Source organism: Methylobacterium sp. E-005, from assembly GCF_022829725.1.
Classification (GTDB): domain Bacteria; phylum Pseudomonadota; class Alphaproteobacteria; order Rhizobiales; family Beijerinckiaceae; genus Methylobacterium.
On sequence record NZ_JAKSYG010000207.1, the window covers coordinates 38,060 to 58,804 of the forward strand.

The window sequence follows — 20,745 nt, forward strand, 5'->3', positions numbered from 1 at the left end:
ATGGGCGAGCCGGTCGTCCGCATCCGCGATCTGACGATCGCGCTCCCCAAGGGCGCCGACCGGCCGCACGCGGTCGAGGGCCTGAACCTCGACCTCGAGGCCGGAAAGATCCTCTGCGTCGTTGGGGAATCGGGCTCGGGCAAGTCGATGAGCGCTTACGCGCTGACCGGGCTCCTGCCCCGGGCGCTCAAACCCACCGCCGGCACGATCCTGTTCGAGGGCCGGGACCTCCTGACCCTCGACGAGCCCGCGTGGCGCGGGTTGCGGGGTCGGCGCATCGCCATGGTGTTCCAGGAGCCGATGACGGCGCTGAACCCGGTGATGCGGATCGGCGACCAGATCGCCGAGATGTTCGAGGCCCACAACCTGCTCCCCCGGAGCGAGCGCCGGGCCCGGGCGGTGGCACTCGCCACCGAAGTCGGCCTGCCGAACCCCGAGGAGGCGGTGCGGGCCTATCCGCACCAGCTCTCCGGCGGCCAGCGGCAGCGGGCGATGATCGCCATGGCGCTGGCGCTGGAGCCGTCCGTCCTGGTCGCCGACGAGCCGACCACGGCCCTCGACGTCACCACCCAGGCCCAGATCCTCCGGCTGATCCGAGACCTGCAGCAGAAGCGCGGGATGAGTGTCCTGTTCATCACCCACGATTTCGGCGTGGTGGCGGAGATCGCCGACCATGTGGCGGTGCTCCAGCGCGGCCGGCTCGTGGAATCCGGTACCGCCGTGGCCGTCCTGCGCAACCCGCAGGCGCCCTACACCAAGGCTTTGCTCGCCGCCGTCCCGAGCCTGACGCCACCGCCGCGCCCACCCGTGGCGGCGGCCCCGGTCGCCCTGTCGGTGACCGGGCTGTCCAAGACCTATTCCGGGCGCTCCGGCCTGTTCGGCAAGCCGCGGATCGTGGCGGCGGTGAAGGAGGTGTCCTTCGATGTCCGCCGCGGCGAGACATTGGGCATCGTCGGCGAGTCCGGCTCCGGCAAGTCCACCACGGCGCGGCTGGCGATCCGCCTGATCGAGCCCGACGGCGGCACGGTCCGGCTGGGGGATCTCGACTACACGGCCCTCGGCAAGACAGCCCTGCGCGACAAGCGCAGCCGGATCCAGATGATCTTCCAGGATCCGTTCGCGTCGCTGAACCCGCGGCGCACCGTGGAGCAGATCATCACGGCCGGCCCGATCGCCCACGGGGTCCCGGCCGCCGAGGCGCGGGAACGGGCGCGCAGCCTCCTCGACCTCGTCGGACTCGATCCGAAGGCCGCCGCCCGCTACCCCAACGCCTTCTCGGGCGGGCAGCGCCAGCGCATCGGCATCGCCCGGGCGCTCGCCATGGAGCCCGACGTGCTGGTCGCCGACGAGGCGGTCTCGGCGCTCGACGTCTCGGTCCAGCGGCAGGTTCTGGATCTGCTGGAGGATCTGAAGCAGCGCCTGTCGTTGGCGATGCTGTTCATCACCCACGACCTGCGGGTGGCCGCCACGATCTGCGACCGGATCGCCGTGATGCATCGGGGCGCCATCGTGGAGATGCGGGGCACCGCCGACCTGTTCGCGGCGCCGGAGCACGCCTACACGCGCAGTCTCCTGGCGGCGGTCCCGGGTGCGCAGGCAGGCGCAGCCGGGTTCTGAAGGTCCCCCCGGGGGCCGGGATCGGCCTCATCTGGGACGCTGGGACAAGTTTTTTGGACAGAGTTGCCCTGTCGGGAATCGGACCATTCGGTAGGATGGGCCGTGTCGAGGGTCGAGCGCCCCCGGCGGATCCACGGCTGACCCGCAATCCGTCTCCGCTCGCCCCGCGAACGCCGACGGGATTTTATCAGCGTGTCGATCTCAGACCAGCCCAACGATATCCGCCGACCCGCCAAGCGCTCCGTGCCGGCGGCGCCGCCCCCGATAGGCCGCGGGGCCGACAAGCGGGTCACCCGCTGGATCGGCGCGGGTCATCGCAAGGCGGGGCTGCCCTCTGCCGAGGCCGCGGATCCGGTGGTCCGGACGATGCCGGGGCAGGTCATCAAGCTGAGCTGGGCCGACACGTTCGGCCGGCCCGCACGCCCCGATTTCGGACCGCTGTTCCGGTCCGATCCGGCGACCGCGCAGGTACTGCCGTTCCGGAGCCGGGAGGCGCGACAGGCCGCGCCGCCCCAGGATGGCGATCAACCGTTCGTGCCGGTCCTGCGCTGATCGATCCGGCCGCCGGGGACGCCGAGGCCGATCGCCTTCGCGAGCGCCGAGCGTTGCGCGGCGTAGCCGGGCGCGGTCATCGGGTAATCCTCCGGCAGGCCGTAGCGCTCCCGGTATTGCTCGGGCGTCAGGCCGTGGGCGGTGAGATGGCGCTTCAGGGTCTTGTAGGACCGCCCGTCGATGAAGCTGGTGATGCCATCCTGCTGGACTGACTTGCGGATCTGCGCAGGCGTGGGCTGCTCGACCGGCGGCGCGGCCTCGACCACCGGCTGCCCGCCAAGGTTGTTCAGCGCCGTATGGACGCCCACCATCAGGTCAGGCAGCGCGGTGGGCGGGACGGAATTGTTGGCGACGTAGGCCGCGACGATTTCGGCGGCGAGCTTGACGCGCTCAAGCGGGGTCTCTGATTTTCTTTCGGGCACAGGGGGAGTCCAATCAAAGCTTTCGAGGGTGGCGTCGCAGGTTTCAAAAGCAAAATCTACACATGTGTCAAGATGCTTTTGATCAACCGCACGCCACGGGGAACGCGTGTCGACGCGAGCCGACGCGATGCAAGCTTCGGAAAGAGCTTTTCACTACTGCTCGACGCCAGGACGCAGATATTTCCAGCGTGACGGTCCATGACTGGCGGGTAATACTGGGTCGGACGATCCGGTGATCGGTTTGTACGGTTCGAGACCGTTTGCGACGTCGGTGAACCGCAAACCTGTGGATCGGCGCGTCAGGGCACGCGCACGGCCTGCGCCGATGGGATTGCGTGCGGATCCCGGATCAGATGTGGGTCGCCGCGCTCGACGGCGTGGCGACCCACCCCGTGTGGCGTGATACGGGCGGCGCGATTGCGCGGCTCCGGGATGTTGCAGTCGCGTGTCCCGGTGTCGGACCGGGATCCATCGCGCCGGAGCATGCGCCGGATCGTTTTACGCCTGCATGCCCCACCGCTGGATGGTGCGGCGCTCGATGGTCTGGAAGATCAGGTTCTCGACCACGAGGCCGATCAGGATGACGGTCAGAAGCCCGGCGAACACGTTGGGGATATCGAGCATGTTCTTGTTCTCGAAGATGAACCAGCCGAGGCCCCCCGAGCCCGACGATACCCCGAACACCAGCTCGGCCGCGATCAGCGTGCGCCACGCGAAGGCCCAGCCGACCTTCAGGCCGGTCAGGATCGCCGGGAAGGCCGCCGGAATCAGGATCTTGCCGATCAGCCGCGGGCCCGACAGCCCGTAATTGCGCCCCACCATGGTCAGCGTCCGGCTCACCGACAGGAAGCCGGAATGCGTGTTGAGGGCGATCGCCCAGGTCACCGAATGGACCAGCACGAACACGAGGCTGCCATTGCCCAGGCCGAACCAGATCAGCGCCAGCGGCAGGAGCGCGATCGCCGGCAGCGGATTGAACATGGCGGTGAGCGTCTCCAGCACGTCCGTGCCCACCCGCGAGGCGATGGCGATGCCGGTGAGCAGGCTCGCCAGCCCGACGCCGGCCGCGTAGCCCATCAGCAGGACCTTGAGCGACGACCACGCGCGCGCCGGCAAGGTGCCGTCCATGATGCCCCGGACAAACGCCTCGACCGTCGCCGAGAAGGTCGGGAACAGGAGGTCGTTGTCGAGATAGCGCCCGTAGGCCTCCCAGATCCCGGCCAGCACGGCGAGGATCACCAGCTTGCGCAGCCAGCCCTGGTTGAACAGCCGCTCAGCGACCGACAGCGGCTTCTCCACCACGGGCGCGCCCGCCCCGCCCCGGGCCGGGCCCAGCACGTGCTCGATCTCGGGGCGCGCCGCGGGCGCCGGGCGGGATGAAAGGACCGGGGACACGGCCGGCGGTACGGCGCGGACCTGATCGAGGACTGGGGCGCTAGACATTCTCGGCCTCCGGGATTTCCTCGGCAAACAGCATCTGCTGGATGCGGCTCTCCAGGGCCAGCGCGGCCTCGGGCGTGGCCGCGCTGTTGAGCTCGGCCTTGACCTCGCCCGGGTGCGGCGAGAGCAGCAGGATGCGTGCGCCGACCTTGATCGCCTCGGGGATCGAGTGGGTGACGAACAGCACGGTGAAGCGCGTGCCCTCCCACAGGGCCAGGAGTTCGTCCTGCATGCGCCGGCGCGTGAGGGCGTCCAGCGCCGCGAAGGGCTCGTCCATCAGCAGGATGTCGGGCTCCATGGCCATACCGCGGGCGATGGCCACGCGCTGCTTCATGCCCCCCGAGAGCGTGTGCGGGTAGCTGTCGGCGAAGCGCGTCAGGTGGACCTTGTCGATATACAGGTCCGCCCGCTCGCGCGCTTCCCGGCCCTTCAGGCGGCCGGAGGCTTCGAGGGCGAACACGACGTTCTGGCGGACCGTCTTCCAGGGGAGGAGCTGGTCGAACTCCTGGAACACCATCATGCGGTCGGGCCCGGGCTGGGTGACCGGCCGGCCCTTGAGGCGGATCTCGCCCTCGGTCGGCGCCATGTAGCCGCCCACCGCCTTGAGCAAGGTCGACTTCCCGCAGCCCGACGGCCCCAGGAGCACGAACCGGTCCCCGGGAAAGACCCGGAAGCTCACCCGGTAGGTGGCCGTCACAAGATGGTCCCGCGTCTTATACCGAAGCGTGACCCCGTCCACCTCAAGGAGAGGTTGATCCGTATCCATCCATCCTCCCGGGCGCCGCGGCTTGATGCGCGTTTCGCTGAGGGCCCGGCGATGGACCGACCCTCACGGGAAAGTGTATCGGTGCGCCGAAGAGGCTGTAAAGGCCGTTATTTCATATGTGACAGGATCAACGTCCTAAAGACCGTGTTCGGTCCGTCACGCCGGGTGCCACCACCGGCCCTTCAGCACCACGCCCTCCGCGGTGATCCGCTGGGCGCCCGTCATGTGCTCGCCGCGGGTATCGACATAGTCGAATGCCCCGTCCCGGACCGCCAGCACGGTGGCGTCGCCCAGCGCGCCGACCTTCAGGGTGCCGTACTCCATCCGCTTCACCGCCACGGCGGCGTTCACCGTGGAGGCCGCGATGACGTCGGTGAGGCTCATGCCGAGGCAGAGCATCTTGGACATGGTGGTGACCTGATCGAAGGCCGGCCCGTCGATGCAGAGCTGATGCACGTCCGACGAGATCGTGTCGGGCAGGAAGCCGCCCGCCATCATGGCCCGGGCGGTCTTGAAGGCGAACGAGCCCTTGCCGTGGCCGATGTCGAACAGCACGCCCCGCGCCCGGGCCTCGCGCACGGCAGGCTTCACCGCGCCTTGCGCGGTCACGGGGGAATTCGGGAAGGGCCGGAACGCGTGGGTCAGCACGTCGCCGGGGCGGAGCATCGCCAGCACCTCCTCGTAGCTCGGCGGCGGCTCGTCGATATGGGCCATCAGCGGCAGGCCGGTCTCCTCCGCCACCTGCAGGGCGATATTGAGCGGCGCGGTGCCCTGGTCCCCGGAGGAGTTGCGCCCGACCCGGACCTTGATGCCGATGATCACGTCCCGGTTGGCCTCGGCGACCTCGACCGCCTCCCGGGGCGCCATGAGCCGTGGATCCTGGCTCTCGCCGACCATGATGGTCTTCGAGAAGGCGTAGATGCCCGCGAAGGAGACGTGCAGGTAGGCGAGGATCCGCGCCTCGGAACGGTCGATGACGTGCTTGCGGAACCCGGCGAAGTTGCCGGGCCCGGCGCTGCCGGTATCGACCGACGTGGTCACCCCGGAGGTGCGGCAGAATTCGTCGGCGTCGATGCCGATCGAGGTGCCACCCCAGTAGACGTGGGTGTGCAGGTCGATCAGGCCCGGCGTGACGATCGCGCCGGCCATGTCGCGCACCTGCGTGTCGGGGCCCATCGGCAGGTCGCGGCCGAAGCCCGAGACCCGGCCGTCCGCGAAGGCGACATCGCAGATCCCGTCATGGTTCTGCGACGGGTCGATGACCCGCGCGCCCTTCAGGATGAGGTCGTGCTGCATGTCTGGCCCCGGATGTGTTTCACGTGAAACTCAACCGTCATCGCGAACGCAGCGAAGCGAGCCGGGGCAGCGCTCCGATCGGGGATCGGGCGCGACGCTGGGTTGCTTCGCTGCGCTCGCAAGGACGGCACTGTCAGGCTGCCTGGGCCGCCACGTCGTTCAGGTGGCAGGCGGCGAAGTGGCCGGTGCCCACCGCGTCGAGCCCCGGCACCTCGGTGCGGCAGCGGTCGAAGGCGTGCGGGCAGCGGGTGTGGAAGCGGCAGCCGGAGGGCGGATTGATCGGGCTCGGCACGTCGCCCTTGAGCACGATCCGGGTGCGCCCCGCCCCAGGCTCGGGGATCGGCACCGCCGAGAGCAGGGCCTGGGTGTAGGGGTGCTTGGGCGCCAGGAAGATGTCCCGGCGCGGGCCGATCTCGACGATCTTGCCGAGATACATCACCGCCACCCGGTGGGTCATGTGCTCGACGATCGCGAGGTCGTGCGAGATGAACAGCATCGCGAGGTCGAGCTCCCGCTGCAGATCGCGCAGCAGGTTGACGATCTGCGCCTTCACCGAGACGTCCAGCGCCGAGACCGCCTCGTCGCAGATGATCAGGTCCGGCTCGGCGGCGAGCGCCCGGGCGATGCCGATGCGCTGGCGCTGGCCGCCCGAGAACTCGTGGGGAAAGCGCCCCAGGGCCTCCCGCGGCAGGCCGACCCGCTCCATCAGGCTGGCGAGCCGGCTCTCGAGGTCGGCGCTGTTCCGGGCGAGCCCGAAATTGCGGATCGGCTCGGCCAGGATCGCCCGCACCCGCATCCGCGGGTTGAGGGACGAGAACGGATCCTGGAACACCATCTGGATGTGGCGGCGCAGGGGCCGCAGCGTCCCGGGTGAGAGGTCGTCGATCCGGCGCCCGTCGAGCACCACCTGGCCGGCGGTGGGCGCGTAGAGGCGCATCAGCGCCTTGGCGACCGTGGACTTGCCGCAGCCGGATTCGCCGACGAGCGACAGGGTCTCGCCCCGGGCCACCGTGAAGGACAGGCCGTCCACCGCCTTGAGCACGCGCTTGGACTGGCCGAACAGGCCGCCGCTGAGGGCGAAATGCTTCTTGAGGTCGTTGACCTCCAGCAGGGTGCGAGAAGCCGGGTTCATGAGCGGATCTCCCGATCGCACGCAGCCGCCTGCGAGGCATGATGGTCAGGCATCGGCCGATGAAGGGCGCAACAGGCCCCCTCTCCCGTTCGGGAGAGGGGCCCCACGATCCATGTGGACAGGTCGAGCGGGCGAAACCCCTTGTTGGTCCGTCCCGAAAGGGTCATGCCGCCAGCGCGTCCTTCGGCGCGTAGTGGCAGGCGGCGAGGTGGCCCGGCGCCTTCGGCTCCAGGGCCGGGGCGTAGGCATGGCACAGGTCGGTCACGTCCGGGCAGCGGCCGGCGAAGACGCAGCCCTCGATCCGACCCTTGAGGCTCGGCACCATGCCGGGGATCTCGGCGAGCCGTTCGTCGCCGCCGTGCTCCACGGCGCCGAGCTTGGGCACCGCTCCCATCAGGCCCCGCGTGTAGGGATGGCGTGGCGCCCGGAACAGGTCGCGGACCGACGCCTCCTCGACCTTGCGGCCGGCATACATCACCACCACCCGGTCGGCGACCTCGGCCACCACGCCGAGATCGTGGGTGATCAGCATGATGGCGGCCCCGACCCGGGCCTTCAGGTCGCGCATCAGGTCGAGGATCTGGGCCTGGATGGTCACGTCGAGGGCCGTGGTGGGCTCGTCGGCGATGAGCAGCTTCGGCGAGCAGGCGAGCGCGATGGCGATCATCACCCGCTGGCGCATGCCGCCGGAGAGCTGGTGCGGATATTCCCGCACCCGGCGTCGCGGCTCGGGGATGCCGACCAGCGTCAGCATCTCCACGGCCCGCTCCTCGGCGGCGCGCCGGCTCAGGCCCTGGTGCAGGCGCAGCGTCTCGCCGATCTGGCGGCCCACCGTCAGGACCGGGTTCAGCGAGGTCATCGGCTCCTGAAAGATCACGCTGATGTCGTTGCCGCGGATCTTGCGCATGGCGCTGTTGGGCAGATCGAGGAGGTTTTTTCCTTCGAACTTGATCGCGCCGGCGATGCGGGCCGGCGGCTCGGGCAGGAGCCGCAGGATCGACATCGAGGTCACCGACTTGCCGCAGCCGGATTCGCCCACGATCGCCAGGGTCTCGCCCGAGCCGATCGCGAACGAGACCCCGTCCACCGCCCGGTTCACCCCGTCGGGGGTGCGGAAATGGACCTGCAGGTTCTCGATCGACAGGAGGGGTGCGCCGCTGACGCCTGAACTCATCGCGCGTCCCATCTCAGACATCTTTGGCCATGCGGGGATCGAGGGCGTCGCGCAGGCCGTCGCCGACGAGGTTCACCGCCAGGACGGTGGTGGACAGGAAGATCGCCGGAAACAGGATAATGTAGAACTTCACCTGCCAGAGCGCCCGGCCCTCGGCCATGATGTTGCCCCAGGAGGGGGTGGCCGGCGGCACGCCCGCGCCGATGAACGACAGGATCGCCTCGGTGATCATCGCGGAGGCGCAGATATAGGTCGCCTGCACGGTCATGGGCGCCAGGGTGTTGGGCAGGATGTGGCGCCAGATGATCGTCGGCATCCGGGTGCCCGTGGTCACCGCCGCCTCGACATAGGGCTGCTCGCGCAGGGACAGCACCACGCCGCGCACGAGGCGGGCGACGCGGGGGATCTCCGCGATGGTGATGGCGATGATCACGTTCTGGACCGAGCCGCGGGTCAGCGCCATCAGCGCGATGGCGAGCAGGATCGGCGGGATCGACATCATGCCGTCGACGATCCGCATGACGATCCCGTCGAGCCAGCGCACCATGCCGGAGACGAGCCCGACCGCGAGCCCCGCGATCGAGGCGAAGAACGCCACCGAGAAGCCGACCAGCAGCGAGACCCGGGCGCCGTAGACCACCCGCGAATAGACGTCGCGGCCGAGCATGTCGGTGCCGAACCAGTACTGCGCGGAGGGCAGCCGGGTGCGCTTGGCCGGCGCCAGGGCGGTCGGATCGACGGTGCCGAGCCACGGCGCCAGCAAAGCCATCAGGAACACGATGAGCAGCAACAGGCCGCCGACCACGATGGTCGGGTTGCGGCGCACGTAAGACCAGACCCGGCCCCGGCGCTTGCGCACCGGGATCACGTCGGGCAGCGGCGCCGCGACGGCGATGCCGGGGGGCGGCGGTGCCTTGAGGGCGGCGCCCCCGGGCGGGGCGCCCGCCTGCGGGGCGCGATCGGGGAAGGGCGCGACGGTCGCGGTCAATAGCGGATCCTCGGGTCGAGCACGGTGTAGAAGAGGTCGATGGCGAGGTTCACGAGCACGTAGACGAAGCTGAACAGCAGCACGACGCCCTGGATGACCGGGTAATCGCGCCGCAGGATCGCATCGACCGTGAGGCGCCCGAGGCCGGGGATGGCGAAGACCGTCTCGGTCACCACCGCGCCGCCGATCAGCAACGCAATGCCGATGCCGATCACCGTGACGATCGGCACCGCGGCGTTCTTGAGGGCGTGGACGAACAGGACCGGGCCCTGCGCCAGCCCCTTGGCCCGGGCGGTGCGCACGTAATCCTGGCTCAGCACGTCGAGCATGGTGGCCCGGGTCACCCGGGCGATCAGCGCGATGTAGACGAGGCCGAGCGTCACCGCCGGCAGGATCAGGTTGGACAGCCAGGGCCAGAGCCCCTGCTCGATCGGCGTGTAGCCCTGCACGGGCAGCCAGCCGAGCTGGAGGGCGAAGACGTAGGCCAGCACGTAGCCGACCACGAAGACCGGCACCGAGAAGCCGGTCACGGCGACCCCCATGACGAGACGGTCGATCAGGCTTCCGGCCTTCCAGGCGGCGACGACGCCGAGCGGCACCGCCACCGCGATGGCGAAGACCAGGGTGACGAGCATCAGGGAGACGGTGGGCTGCACCCGCTGGCCGATCATGGTGGTGACCGGCAGGTTGGTGAAGATCGAGGTGCCGAGGTCCCCGTGCAGGATGTGCCAGGACCATTCCCCGAACCGCACCAGGAAGGGCCGGTCGAGGCCCAGCGTGGCGCGGATGCGGGCGACGTCGTCGGGGGTCGCCTGATCGCCCGCGATGATGGCGGCCGGATCACCGGGGGCGAAGTAGAGGAGGCTGAAGACGAACAGCCCGACCACCGCCATGACGGGGATGGTGGCGAGGATGCGCCTGCCGATATAGCCGAGCATGGGTCCTCGCTATCGGGTGGGAAGAAGGGCGCGGCGGTTCTCCCTCCCCCCTCTGCGGGGGAGGGTGGCCCCCGAAGGGGGTCGGGAGAGGGGCAGCGCGACGGGGCAGAATGATGCGCGCCGCTCACCGCTGCTCCGCCTTTTCCTGAACCCGGGTTCCCCTCTCCCCCCCTGCTGCGCAGGGTACCCTCCCCCGCAGAGGGGGGAGGGAAGGCGCGCGGCTGTCACCGGCATGATCGCCACCCGCTCCATCACGCCTTCGACACGCCCCAGGTGAAGGGGATCGGCCCCTTCACGATGCCCGAGACGTTCTTCCGCCACGCCTGGTAGCCGAGGAAGAATCCGGTCGGGACGTAGACCACGCCCTCGCAGGCGGCCGCGTTGACCTTGTCTATGGCGGCCTTCTCGGAGGTCGGGTCGGCGGCGTCGAACCACTCCGAGATCGCCGCTTCAACGGGCGGGATGTTGGGCCAGCCGAACCACGCCTTGTCGCCGTTGGCACGCACCGCCGGGTAGCCCGCCGGGTTGATGCAATCGGCGCCCGCGTGCCACGTGTGGAACATGTTCCAGCCGCCCTGGGCGGGGGGCGCCTTGGAGGCCCGGCGGGTGCCGGTGGTGCCCCAGTCGGTGGCGACGAAATCGACGTTGAAGCCCATCTGCTTCAGGAGGTCGGCGGTGATGTCCCCCTGCGCCTTGGTGATCGACTGGTCCTGGGCCACGACGCAGATGACGGGCTCGCCCTTGTAGCCGGCCTCCTTGAGAAGCTTCTGACCGAGCTTGATGTCGCCCTTGCCGACCTGGCCCCCGCCGGCCTCGCTGTAGAGGGCCGTGCCCGGGGTGAAGAAGCCCGGCAGCGTCTTCCAGAGGCTGTCGTCGTCGCCGACGATCGCCCGCATGTAATCCTCCTGGCTCATCGCGGTCAGGACGGCCTGGCGGATCTTCGGGTTGTCGAAGGGCGGGTACAGGTGGTTCATCCGGAACGACCCGACATTGCCCAGCGGGTCGGCGATATCGACGTTGAGGTTGCTGTTCTTGCGCAGGAGCGGCACGAGGTCGGAGATCGGGTTCTCCCACCAGTCGACCTCACCGTTCTGCAGGGCCGCCGAGGCGGTCGCGGCGTCCGGCATGATCACCCACTCGACCCGGTCGACGAGGATGCGCTTGCCCCCGGCCAGCCAGGAATTCGGCTCCTCGCGGGGCTTGTAGCCGGCGAATTTCTCGAACACCGCCCGGGCGCCCGGCACCCACTCGTTGGGGACGAACTTCATCGGCCCGGAGCCGACATATTCGGTGATCTGCGTGTACGGGTCGGTCTTGGCGATCCGCTCCGGCATGATCAGCGCCATCGGGGCGTTGGTCTTGCCGAGGGCGTAGAGCAGCTTCGGGAACGGCTTCTTGAGGCGCCAGCGGAAGGTCCGGTCGTCGGTCGCCGACAGCTCGTCCTGGACGCCGCGGATCATGAGGCCGATCGGGTCCCGGGCCATCCAGCGGGTCAGGCTCGCCACCACGTCCTTCGACAGGACCGGCTCGCCGTCATGCCACGTGAGGCCGGGGCGCAGCCGGAAGGTCCAGGTCAGCTTGTCGCCCGAGACCTCCTCGGACTCGACCATCTGGCGCTGCGGCTTCAGCTGCGCGTCGACGCCGTACAGCATGTCCCACACGAGGGTGCCGGCGTTGCGCACCACATACTGGGTCCCCCAGATCGGATCGAAATTGGCGAGGTTCGCCTGGGGGACGAAGCGGAGGACTTTTGCCCCCTGAGCGACCGCGGGCATCGCGACCTGCGGCGCGGCCAGCCCGAGCGCGGCCGAGCCCTTGAGGAAGGTCCTGCGGTCCATCGTGATCTCCCTGACGGTGCGGATCTCAGGCACGCGTCGCCGGCCCACACCTTGCGGGCGAGTTTGAACAATTCTTAGGCAGGGGCGCAATGGCCCGCCGTGACAACCGGGATGGGACGCACAACCGTGCGGCCGCCGGATCAGGGGCGGATCGGGTCTGGGCGCAGGCAGGCGTTGCGGTCATCGCGGTCACGGGGGCGGTCTCGCAAACCCCGCGCCAGCTGCCCTGTCATTGCGTTATGTATTCAAGGCGACCGAGGGGACGGCGGTGCGGCCGGATCAGCGCAAGGCCGTCGTTGCGAGCGTCGCGAAGCACTCCCGGGACACGCCACGTCGACCAAGGGCGCTGCCCTGGGTCGCTTCGCTGCGCTCGCGATGCCGGAGCGGGCACCAAACACCTCGGAGGGTCTGGGTACCTTTCCCCGCGCACGCCCGTCTCGGGGAGCGGGGACGGTCCGCACGCCCGTGCGGGACGGAATCGGAAAGCTTCAGACCTGGGGCATGCGCCCTCCCTGCCCCCAGCGGAGCTCGGATAGTCACACCTCCGGGTCGAACACCGCGGCTCGCGGCAGAGCGCAACGGGCCCCCTCTCCCGATCGGGAGAGGGGGCCCGCGTTCCGTTCTACAACCCTGGCACCGCACACGATGCCTGAATCCGGTGGCTTTGCTGGGAAGTGGATGCGCGGCCGCGGTCAGATCCCTCGACGGTCCGTGGACCCGCCCGCCTCAGCCCACCTGCCGCAGATGCCCGCCCCGTGCGGCCGGGACCGCCTGCAGGGCGCGGATGAAGGCGGCGATGCGCGGCGCGATCACCGTGCGGTAGCGTGAGCCGTTGAACACCCCGTAATGCCCGACGCTCGCCTGAAGGTGATAGGCCTTGCGCGCGTCGGCCAAGTTCGGCGTCAGGTCGAGCGCCGCCTTGGTCTGGCCGACGCCCGAGATGTCGTCGTTCTCGCCTTCGACCGCGAGGATCGCGCACCGGCGGATCGCCCCGAGATCGACCAGAACGCCCCGGTGCTGCATCTCCCCCTTCGGCAGGGCATGGTTCACGAACACGGTTTGCACCGTCTGCAGGTAGTACTCGGCGGTGAGATCCATCACCGCGAGGTACTCGTCGTAGAATTCCCGGTGCTTCTCGGCCGGTTCGCCGTCGCCCTTCACCAGATGCTCGAACATGTCGGTATGAGCCGTGACGTGCCGGTCGAGGTTCATCGCCATGAAGCCCGAGAGCTGCAGGAAGCCCGGATAGACCCGGCGCCACGCCCCCGGATAGATCGGCGGCACGAGGCTGATCGTGTTCTGCTCGAACCATGTCTGGCCGCGCTCCTGCGCAAGGCAGTTCACCGCGGTGGGCGAGCGGCGCGTGTCAATCGGGCCGCCCATCAGCGTCATGGAGCTCGGCACGGCCGGCTCGTCGGCAGCCTCCATCAGCGCCACCGCGGCGATCACCGGCACCGCCGGCTGGCACACCGCCATGACGTGCAGGTCCGGCCCGAGGAAGGCGAAGATCTCCTGCAGATAGTCGATATAGTCGTCGAGGTCGAAGCGCCCGGCAAGCAGCGGCACCATCCGGGCGTCGGTCCAGTCGGTGATGAACACCCGGTGGTTCGGCAGCATCGCCTCCACGGTGCCGCGCAGCAGCGTCGCGTAATGGCCCGACATCGGCGCCACGATCAGCAGCTTCGGCTGGGCCTCGGCGGGGGGCGTCGCGAAGGCGCGGTCGAAGGCGATCAGGCGGCAGAACGGCCGCTCCCACACCACCCGCTCGCTGACCGGCACCGCTTGGCCGTCGACCAGCGTCTCGGTGAAGCCGAAGGCCGGCTTGCCGTATTGCCGGGTGACCCGCTCGAACATCTCGCAGCCGGCGCTGACAGCCCGCGCGTAGGGCCCATAGGCCAGGGGATTGCCGGGGATCTGGAGTCCGTAGCGCGTGAGGTCGGCGGCAACCCGGGCCGGCGTCATCAGGGCACGGGCGCCCTCGTATAGCGAATAGGCCAGCAGCATCGTTACCTCACGGTCTTCCGCCGGCCACCGGCGTCTCATGCCAACCGGCACCAAACGCCCCCGACCGGAATCGGCAGGATAATGTTCCACCCTGAACGATATTGGAACATCCCCAAATGGGCAGGCTTTCCCTGTGACGCTGGCGCCTGTGACGATTCGGCCCGGATGGCTTGTCGGCTTTCCGCATCCGCGACATCGCCGGACTTGAACGCCGCCGGCCGTGGCGAAACTTTCGTACCGGCCCAGTCCGTCCGACGCCCCACCGAAGCAGCGCATGCCCGATACCGAACTCAACGGCCTCGTCCGCGACGCGCGGCACCTGCGGCTCGACACCTTCGTCCGCCTCCGCTGGCTCGCCATCACGGGCCAGAGCGCCGCCGTGGTGGGGGCACAGTTCGGCCTCGGCCTGCCGCTGCCCTTCGGCTGGTGCTTCCTGGTGATCGCCACCTCGTCCTGGCTGAACCTGGCGCTGCGCATCCGCTTCCCGGCGAGCTACCGGCTGAGCGACGATTCCGCGGCCCTGCTGCTGGCCTTCGACATCGTGCAGCTCGCCGCCCTCCTGTTCCTGACGGGCGGGCTGCAGAATCCGTTCTCGCTGCTGTTCCTCGCCCCCGTGCTGATCTCCGCGACAGCGCTGCCGCCGGAGCGGACGCTGGCGCTCGGCCTCCTGGCGGTGGGGCTCGCGACCCTGCTGGCCCTCGTCCACCGGCCGCTGCCCTGGTTCGCCGATGGGCGGATCGAATTGCCGTTCCTGTACGTCTCGGGGGTCTGGACCGCGATCCTGCTCGGCACCGCCTTCACGGGGGTCTATGCGTGGCGGGTCGCCGAGGAGACCCGGCTCCTCGCCCAGGCTCTCGCGGCGACCGAACTCGTGCTCGCCCGGGAGCAGCACCTGTCGCAGCTCGATGGGCTTGCGGCGGCGGCGGCCCACGAATTGGGCACGCCCCTCGGCACCATCATGGTGGTCACCAAGGAGCTGATCCGCCAGCTCGGGCCCACGGCCTCCCCTGCCGTAGCAGAGGACCTCAACCTCCTGCGCGAGCAGGTCGACCGCTGCCGCGGCATCCTGGGCAAGCTCACCTCCCTCGACGGCGATGGCGCCGGCGCCGGCTTCCTGGAGACGGTGACGTTCAGCCACCTCATCGAGGAGTTGGTGGCCCCGCAGCGGGCGCTCGGCACCGCCCTCGACGTCACGAGCCTCGGCGACGGGCCGGAGCCGGCCTGCCGCCGCAACCCGGGGGTGATGTTCGGACTTGCCAACATCCTCGACAACGCGGCGGACTTCGCGGAGGCGCGGGTCTCCGTGGAGGGGCGCTGGAGCCAGGAGCGGGTCTGGATCGAGATCCGCGACGATGGTCCGGGCTTCTCCAGCGAGGTTCTGCTGCGCGCCGGTGAGCCCTACGTAACCACCCGCAGCCAGGACCGGCCACAATCGGGCGGGACCGTGGGGGCCGGGCTCGGCCTCGGCCTGTTCATCGCGAAAACCCTGATCGAGCGCTCCGGCGCTCAGCTCGTCCTGATGAACATGCCCAGTCCGGAGGCCCACGGGGCGGTGGTGCGGGTGTCCTGGGCCCGCCACATCTTCGAGCGCGGGGCAGTCCCGCGCCATTCGCCGGAACTCAATATCCAGCCCCCCCTGCCACCGCGCGATGTCGTTCCTATATAAGGACAGACCAAGAACCCACGACGAAAACCTGAAAGGAATGCCCGATGCTCACGCAGCCCGGGACCGCGGCGGCGACCGACGCTGCTGTGATCAGCGACGCCGATCCGCTGGCGGCCTTCTCCGACCGCAGCCTGCTGATCGTGGATGACGACAAGCCCTTCCAGACCCGGCTCGCCCGCGCCATGGAAAGCCGCGGCTACCACGTGCAGGTGGCCGACAGTGTGGCGGACGGCGTCTCGGCCGTCGAGGCGCGGGCTCCGGCCTTCGCGGTGATCGACATGCGCCTCGGCGACGGCAACGGCCTCGACGTGATCGCCCGCCTGAAGGAGCGCCGGCCCGAGGCGCGCGGCGTGATCCTGACCGGTTACGGCAACATCGCGACCGCGGTGACCGCGGTGAAGCTCGGCGCCTTCGACTACCTCGCCAAGCCCGCCGATGCCGATGAGATCCACGGCACCCTGATGGCGCAGCCCGGTGAGCGGGCTGATCCGCCCGAGAACCCGATGTCCGCGGACCGGGTGCGTTGGGAGCACATCCAACGCGTCTACGAGCTGTGCGGCCGCAATGTCAGCGAGACGGCCCGGCGCCTCAACATGCACCGGCGGACGCTGCAGCGGATCCTGGCCAAGCGCGCACCGCGGTAACAGGCGCGCCTCGGTTGCATCCGCGGCCCTGCCGGGCTAGCTGCGCGGGTCCCGGACGGTTTCGTCCGGGACCCGAATTCGTTTTCAGGGGTCGATCGCGTGAACGGGCGCAACGCCATCACCATCGTGAGCATGATGGTCCTCGTCGGCACCGAGGTGTTCGCCGTGGCCATTGCGGCCGGCTGGGCGCTGGCCGGCCTGTTCGATCTCGGGGATCGGGTCGGGCATGTCCTGATGGGCGTGTTCAGCCTGTTCGCTGCCTGGATCATGCTGCAGCTCTGGCGCCGGGCGACCAGCATCGAGCCGCTGCGCGTGGGTGCCGTCCCGTCCCGCCGGTAGGCGGCCAACGTTCGACAGGCCGGCAGCCTTCCTGCTACTAGAGATCCGCGGCATCCTGTGAAACGTTGCCGCAGGTTATGCCCTCGGCCCGGCGACGTGCGAGATCCGAAGATCCATGAAAGCCCGTATCATCGTCACCCTGAAAAACGGCGTGCTGGACCCGCAGGGCAAGGCGATCGAGGCCGCGCTCAAGTCGCTGGCAATTCGGGACGTCGAGGGCGTGCGACAGGGGAAGGTGTTCGACATCGAAGTCGCGGCCCCGGATGCCGCCGCCGCCGAGGCGACGCTGCGCACGGCCTGCGAGAAGCTCCTGGCCAACACGGTGGTCGAGAACTACGCGATCGAAATCCTCTGATGCACGCCGCGGTCATCATCTTCCCCGGTTCGAACCGCGAGAGCGATGTCGTCCGGGCCCTGCGCCGGTCCGGCGCGCAGGTGAGCCTCGTCTGGCATGCGGACCACGACCTGCCGACCGGCACCGACCTGGCCGTCCTGCCGGGTGGCTTCTCGTACGGCGACTACCTGCGCTGCGGGGCGATCGCCGGACGCGCCGCCGCCATGGATGCGGTGCGCGCCCATGCAGCCCGGGGCGGCCTCGTCCTCGGCATCTGCAACGGCTTCCAGATCCTGTGCGAATCGGGGCTCCTGCCGGGCGTGCTGATGCGCAACGTGAACCGGCGCTTCATCTGCCACCGGCAGACGCTCCGGGTCGAGCGCACCGATACCCGCTTCACCAGCGCCTACCGGGCGGGTCAGGTCATCGACGTCTGCGTGGCCCATGGCGAAGGCAATTACTTCGCCGATCCCGAGACCCTGGCGCGGATCGAAGGCGAGGGCCGGGTCGCCTTCCGCTACTGCGACGCGGACGGGTCCATCACCGTGGAGGCCAACCGCAACGGCTCGCTCAACGCGATCGCCGGCGTCTTCTCCGAAAAGCGGAACGTGCTCGGCATGATGCCGCACCCGGAAAACTTCGTCGAGGACCTGGTCGGTGGGACCGACGGGCGCGGGCTGTTCGACAGTCTGGCGGCCTGAACTATCGCGAAGACTGGTATTTACCGTCCGTTAAGGTTCCTGATTCATAAAGAGGCATCCAGAGATCTGGATGTGGAGTTGGACCTTCTCGTCCGCTCTGTTTGATGCCTCCCTGAAGACTCCTCGAAGCCGCTCCATCCGGGGCGGCTTTTTTCTGTTCGGACATCGGGGATGCGCGGCGCCCGCGCTGATTTCCCGTCCCCTCTAAGGGCGACGGTGTTCACAGAACAGGATCGCCGCATCCCTGCCTCCCCGCAGGGGGGGAGAGACGCGGCGACCTTCGTGTCCGTTCTTGGAGGAAACGTGTGGACCAACAAGCCCGCAGGGGCGGGCGTGAAACGCGGCGGCTTCCGGCCCCGCCTTCAGTACAACCCACCCGCCTGAGCGGCCCGGTCCGGATCCGGCGCCACAGCCGCCGCGGGGGCCGGTGCTTGGCTGCCGCCGGACGGGGCGACGTAGGAATCCGGCGGCGCGGTGCCGGGCTTGAACGCCTCCAGGATCGTCCCCGCCCCCTCGCTCGAACCGGCGCGGGTGCCGCTGGCGAGGTTGATGCGGATCAGCTTGATCCCCGGGGGCACGCGGAACGGGGTCGGCGGCTTGTCCTTGAGGGCGGTCTTCAGGAACTCGAGCGCGATCGGCGCCGCCAGTCCGCCGCCGGTGGCCCGGTCGCCGAGGGAACGCGGCTTGTCGAAGCCCATGTAGATGCCGACCGCCAGATCCGGCGAGAAGCCCACGAACCACGCGTCCTTGGCGTCGTTGGTGGTGCCGGTCTTGCCGGCGAGCGGCTTGCCGATCTGCTTCAGCAGGGTTGCGGTGCCGCGCTGGACCACGCCCTCCATGATCGAGACCATCTGGTAGGCGGTCAGCGGGTCGAGCACCTGCTCGGAATCGTCCACCAGCTTCGGCTCGTCCTGGCCCGACCACTTCTCGGCATCGCAGCCGATGCATTTGCGGTTGTCGTGCCGGTAGATCGTCTCGCCGGTGCGGTCCTGGATCCGGTCGATCAGGGTCGGCCGGATGCGCCGGCCGCCATTGGCCAGCATCGAGTAGGCGGTGACCATGCGCATCACCGTGGTCTCGCCCGCGCCGAGCGACATCGGCAGCACCGGCAGCATGTCGTCGTAGACGCCGAAGCGGCGGGCATACTCGGCGATGAGCGGCATGCCGACATCCTTGGCAAGCCGGACCGTCATCAGGTTCTTCGAGTGCTCGATCCCGTAGCGCAGGGTGTGCGGGCCGCCCGACTTGCCGTCGTAGTTCGACGGCGACCAAGCCTCCTGGCCGGGGCCGGCCTCGATGGTGATCGGCGAATCCTGCACGATCGAGGCGGGGGTGTAGCCGTTGTCGAGGGCCGCCGAGTAGACGATCGGCTTGAACGAGGAGCCGGGCTGGCGCATCGCCTGGGTGGCGCGGTTGAACTCGGATTCGTCGTACGAGAAGCCGCCGACCATCGCGTGGACGCGGCCGGTATTCGGGTCCATGGCCACGATGGCGCCGGAGACCTCGGGCTTCTGGCGCAGGCGGAACTGGCCCTTCCCGCCCTCGATCGCCTCGACATACACCATGTCGCCGGGCTGGAGGTTCGCACGGCCGGCCCAGCGCATCCCCTCGGGGGTGATCACGCCGGTCTCGCGGTCCTTGCCCACTTGGCCGGAGGCCTCGCGCTTGGGCTGGAGGCCGACCTGCACGCCGCCGCCGCCATTGCCCAGCACCACGGCGAGTCGCCAGGGCGCCACGTCGCCGAGCGCCGGAACCTCGGCCGCCGCCATGCCCCAGTCGCGGCCGGTCAGGTCGACCTTGCTGACCGGCCCGCGCCAGCCATGGGCCTGGTCGTAGCGCACGAGGCCGTCGACCAGCGCCTTGCGGGCCCAGGCCTGCATCTTCGGGTCGAGGGTGGCGCGCACCGAGAGGCCGCCCTCGTAGAGCTTCTTCTCGCCGTAGCGCTCGGAGATCTCGCGGCGGACCTCCTCGGTGAAGTAATTGGCGTTGGCGGCGTTCGGGAAGGCGACGCGCGGGTTGACGCCGAGCGGCATCTTCTTGGCGGCGTCGGCCTCGTCCTTGGTGATGTAGCCGTTCTCCGCCATCAGGCGGATGATCTCGTTGCGGCGGTCGAGGGCCGCCTGGGTCTTGCGGTAGGGGTGGTAGTTGTTCGGCCCCTTCGGCAGGGCGGCGAGGTAGGCTGCCTCGTTGATGGTCAGCTCGTGGACCGATTTTCCGAAGTAATCGAGCGCCGCAGCTGCAACGCCATGCAGGTTGCGCCCAGGGACGATCGTCCCCAAAAAAATCTCGTTGAGGTATAGTTCGAGGATCTTGTCCTTCGAGTAGGCCGCCTCGATCCGGAGCGCCAGCAGCGCCTCCTTGATCTTGCGGTCATAGGTCTGCTCGGAGGACAGCAGGAAGTTCTTGGCGACCTGCTGGGTGATGGTCGAGGCGCCCTGCTTCTTGCCGCTCTTGGCGTTCGTCAAGATAGCGCGGACGATCCCCTCAGGGTCGATGCCGCCGTGCTTGTAGAAATTCTTGTCCTCCGCCGACAGGAAGGCGGCGACCACGATCTTCGGCATCGCCTGGATCGGCAGGTAGAGCCGGCGCTCGCGGGCATATTCCGCGAGCATCGAACCGTCGGCCGCATGGATGCGGGTCATCACCGGCGGCTCGTAATTGGCGAGCGCCGCGTGGTCGGGCAGGTCCTGGCTGTACTTCCAGTAGAAGTAAGCACCGGCCCCGGCGGCGAGCACGAAGACCACCGCGCCGGCGCTGAACAGGATCCCGAAGAAACGAAGGATCAGACGCATCCGGTGTTCCGCTCGTCGCTGGCCCGGCCGCATGCCGGAATCGGCTCACCCGGTGCATGGCCGCCGCGCACGATGCGGCCGGCCCCCGGATGATCCCGTGAG

The 20,745-nt window shown here is 69.2% G+C and carries 18 protein-coding genes; 7 read left to right on the forward strand and 11 right to left on the reverse strand.

Features of this window, described 5'->3' with window-relative positions:
• Both MKK88_RS23710 and MKK88_RS23715 read left to right on the forward strand, forming a co-directional pair.
• Complete coding sequence (locus MKK88_RS23710; RefSeq protein WP_244004110.1) at positions 1-1,617, forward strand: ABC transporter ATP-binding protein; 1,617 nt, start codon at positions 1-3, stop codon at positions 1,615-1,617.
• Between the two features lie 192 nt (positions 1,618-1,809).
• Complete coding sequence (locus MKK88_RS23715) at positions 1,810-2,169, forward strand: hypothetical protein (RefSeq protein ID WP_244004112.1); 360 nt, start codon at positions 1,810-1,812, stop codon at positions 2,167-2,169.
• On the opposite strand, the gene MKK88_RS23720 is transcribed toward MKK88_RS23715, so the two are convergent.
• The 10 genes from MKK88_RS23720 to MKK88_RS23765 all read right to left on the reverse strand — a co-directional run bounded on the left by MKK88_RS23720 (position 2,142) and on the right by MKK88_RS23765 (position 14,167).
• Entirely contained in the window at positions 2,142-2,591 is a 450-nt protein-coding gene (locus MKK88_RS23720) for a MucR family transcriptional regulator (protein ID WP_244004114.1), read from the reverse strand. The two genes, MKK88_RS23715 and MKK88_RS23720, sit on opposite strands and share 28 nt — an antisense overlap.
• A gap of 498 nt (positions 2,592-3,089) precedes the next feature.
• Positions 3,090-4,034, reverse strand: a complete 945-nt coding sequence (locus MKK88_RS23725) for an ABC transporter permease (RefSeq protein WP_244004116.1) — start codon at positions 4,032-4,034, stop codon at positions 3,090-3,092.
• A complete protein-coding gene (locus MKK88_RS23730; protein WP_244004117.1) occupies positions 4,027-4,797 on the reverse strand; it encodes an ABC transporter ATP-binding protein in 771 nt (256 codons plus the stop codon). Before MKK88_RS23730 ends, MKK88_RS23725 begins: the two co-directional genes overlap by 8 nt.
• 156 nt (positions 4,798-4,953) lie before the next feature.
• On the reverse strand, positions 4,954-6,093 hold the full coding sequence (locus MKK88_RS23735; RefSeq protein WP_244004119.1) for an amidohydrolase/deacetylase family metallohydrolase: 1,140 nt from the start codon (positions 6,091-6,093) through the stop codon (positions 4,954-4,956).
• A 133-nt stretch (positions 6,094-6,226) separates the two neighbouring features.
• A complete protein-coding gene (locus tag MKK88_RS23740) occupies positions 6,227-7,225 on the reverse strand; it encodes an ABC transporter ATP-binding protein (RefSeq protein ID WP_244004121.1) in 999 nt (332 codons plus the stop codon).
• A 163-nt stretch (positions 7,226-7,388) separates the two neighbouring features.
• Complete coding sequence (locus tag MKK88_RS23745; protein ID WP_244004123.1) at positions 7,389-8,399, reverse strand: ABC transporter ATP-binding protein; 1,011 nt, start codon at positions 8,397-8,399, stop codon at positions 7,389-7,391.
• Positions 8,400-8,412: 13 nt separating this feature from the next.
• On the reverse strand, positions 8,413-9,387 hold the full coding sequence (locus MKK88_RS23750; protein WP_409566698.1) for an ABC transporter permease: 975 nt from the start codon (positions 9,385-9,387) through the stop codon (positions 8,413-8,415).
• Positions 9,384-10,325 (reverse strand): ABC transporter permease, encoded by a 942-nt coding sequence (locus MKK88_RS23755; protein WP_244004125.1) that lies wholly within the window; start codon positions 10,323-10,325, stop codon positions 9,384-9,386. Before MKK88_RS23755 ends, MKK88_RS23750 begins: the two co-directional genes overlap by 4 nt.
• 251 nt (positions 10,326-10,576) lie before the next feature.
• Positions 10,577-12,163 (reverse strand): ABC transporter substrate-binding protein, encoded by a 1,587-nt coding sequence (locus MKK88_RS23760; protein WP_244004127.1) that lies wholly within the window; start codon positions 12,161-12,163, stop codon positions 10,577-10,579.
• A gap of 726 nt (positions 12,164-12,889) precedes the next feature.
• Positions 12,890-14,167, reverse strand: coding sequence for a polyhydroxyalkanoate depolymerase (locus tag MKK88_RS23765; protein ID WP_279602497.1), 1,278 nt, complete (start codon positions 14,165-14,167; stop codon positions 12,890-12,892).
• Between the two features lie 274 nt (positions 14,168-14,441).
• On the opposite strand from MKK88_RS23765, the gene MKK88_RS23770 reads away from it, so the two are divergent.
• The 5 genes from MKK88_RS23770 to purQ all read left to right on the forward strand — a co-directional run bounded on the left by MKK88_RS23770 (position 14,442) and on the right by purQ (position 17,851).
• Positions 14,442-15,833 carry an ActS/PrrB/RegB family redox-sensitive histidine kinase gene (locus MKK88_RS23770; RefSeq protein ID WP_244004129.1) on the forward strand — a complete coding sequence of 464 codons (1,392 nt, stop codon included), beginning with the start codon at positions 14,442-14,444 and terminating at the stop codon, positions 15,831-15,833.
• A gap of 44 nt (positions 15,834-15,877) precedes the next feature.
• Positions 15,878-16,477 (forward strand): ActR/PrrA/RegA family redox response regulator transcription factor, encoded by a 600-nt coding sequence (locus MKK88_RS23775; protein WP_279602498.1) that lies wholly within the window; start codon positions 15,878-15,880, stop codon positions 16,475-16,477.
• Positions 16,478-16,576: 99 nt separating this feature from the next.
• On the forward strand, positions 16,577-16,816 hold the full coding sequence (locus MKK88_RS23780) for a hypothetical protein (protein WP_244004131.1): 240 nt from the start codon (positions 16,577-16,579) through the stop codon (positions 16,814-16,816).
• Positions 16,817-16,931: 115 nt separating this feature from the next.
• A complete protein-coding gene (gene purS, locus MKK88_RS23785; protein WP_244004133.1) occupies positions 16,932-17,171 on the forward strand; it encodes a phosphoribosylformylglycinamidine synthase subunit PurS in 240 nt (79 codons plus the stop codon).
• Positions 17,171-17,851: a phosphoribosylformylglycinamidine synthase subunit PurQ gene (gene purQ / locus MKK88_RS23790; protein ID WP_244004135.1), complete on the forward strand. Its 681-nt coding sequence runs from the start codon at positions 17,171-17,173 to the stop codon at positions 17,849-17,851. The genes purS and purQ overlap by 1 nt, the downstream gene beginning before the upstream one ends.
• Positions 17,852-18,213: 362 nt before the next feature.
• On the opposite strand, the gene MKK88_RS23795 is transcribed toward purQ, so the two are convergent.
• Positions 18,214-20,643, reverse strand: coding sequence for a penicillin-binding protein 1A (locus MKK88_RS23795; protein ID WP_244004136.1), 2,430 nt, complete (start codon positions 20,641-20,643; stop codon positions 18,214-18,216).
• Between the last annotated feature and the right edge of the window lie 102 nt (positions 20,644-20,745).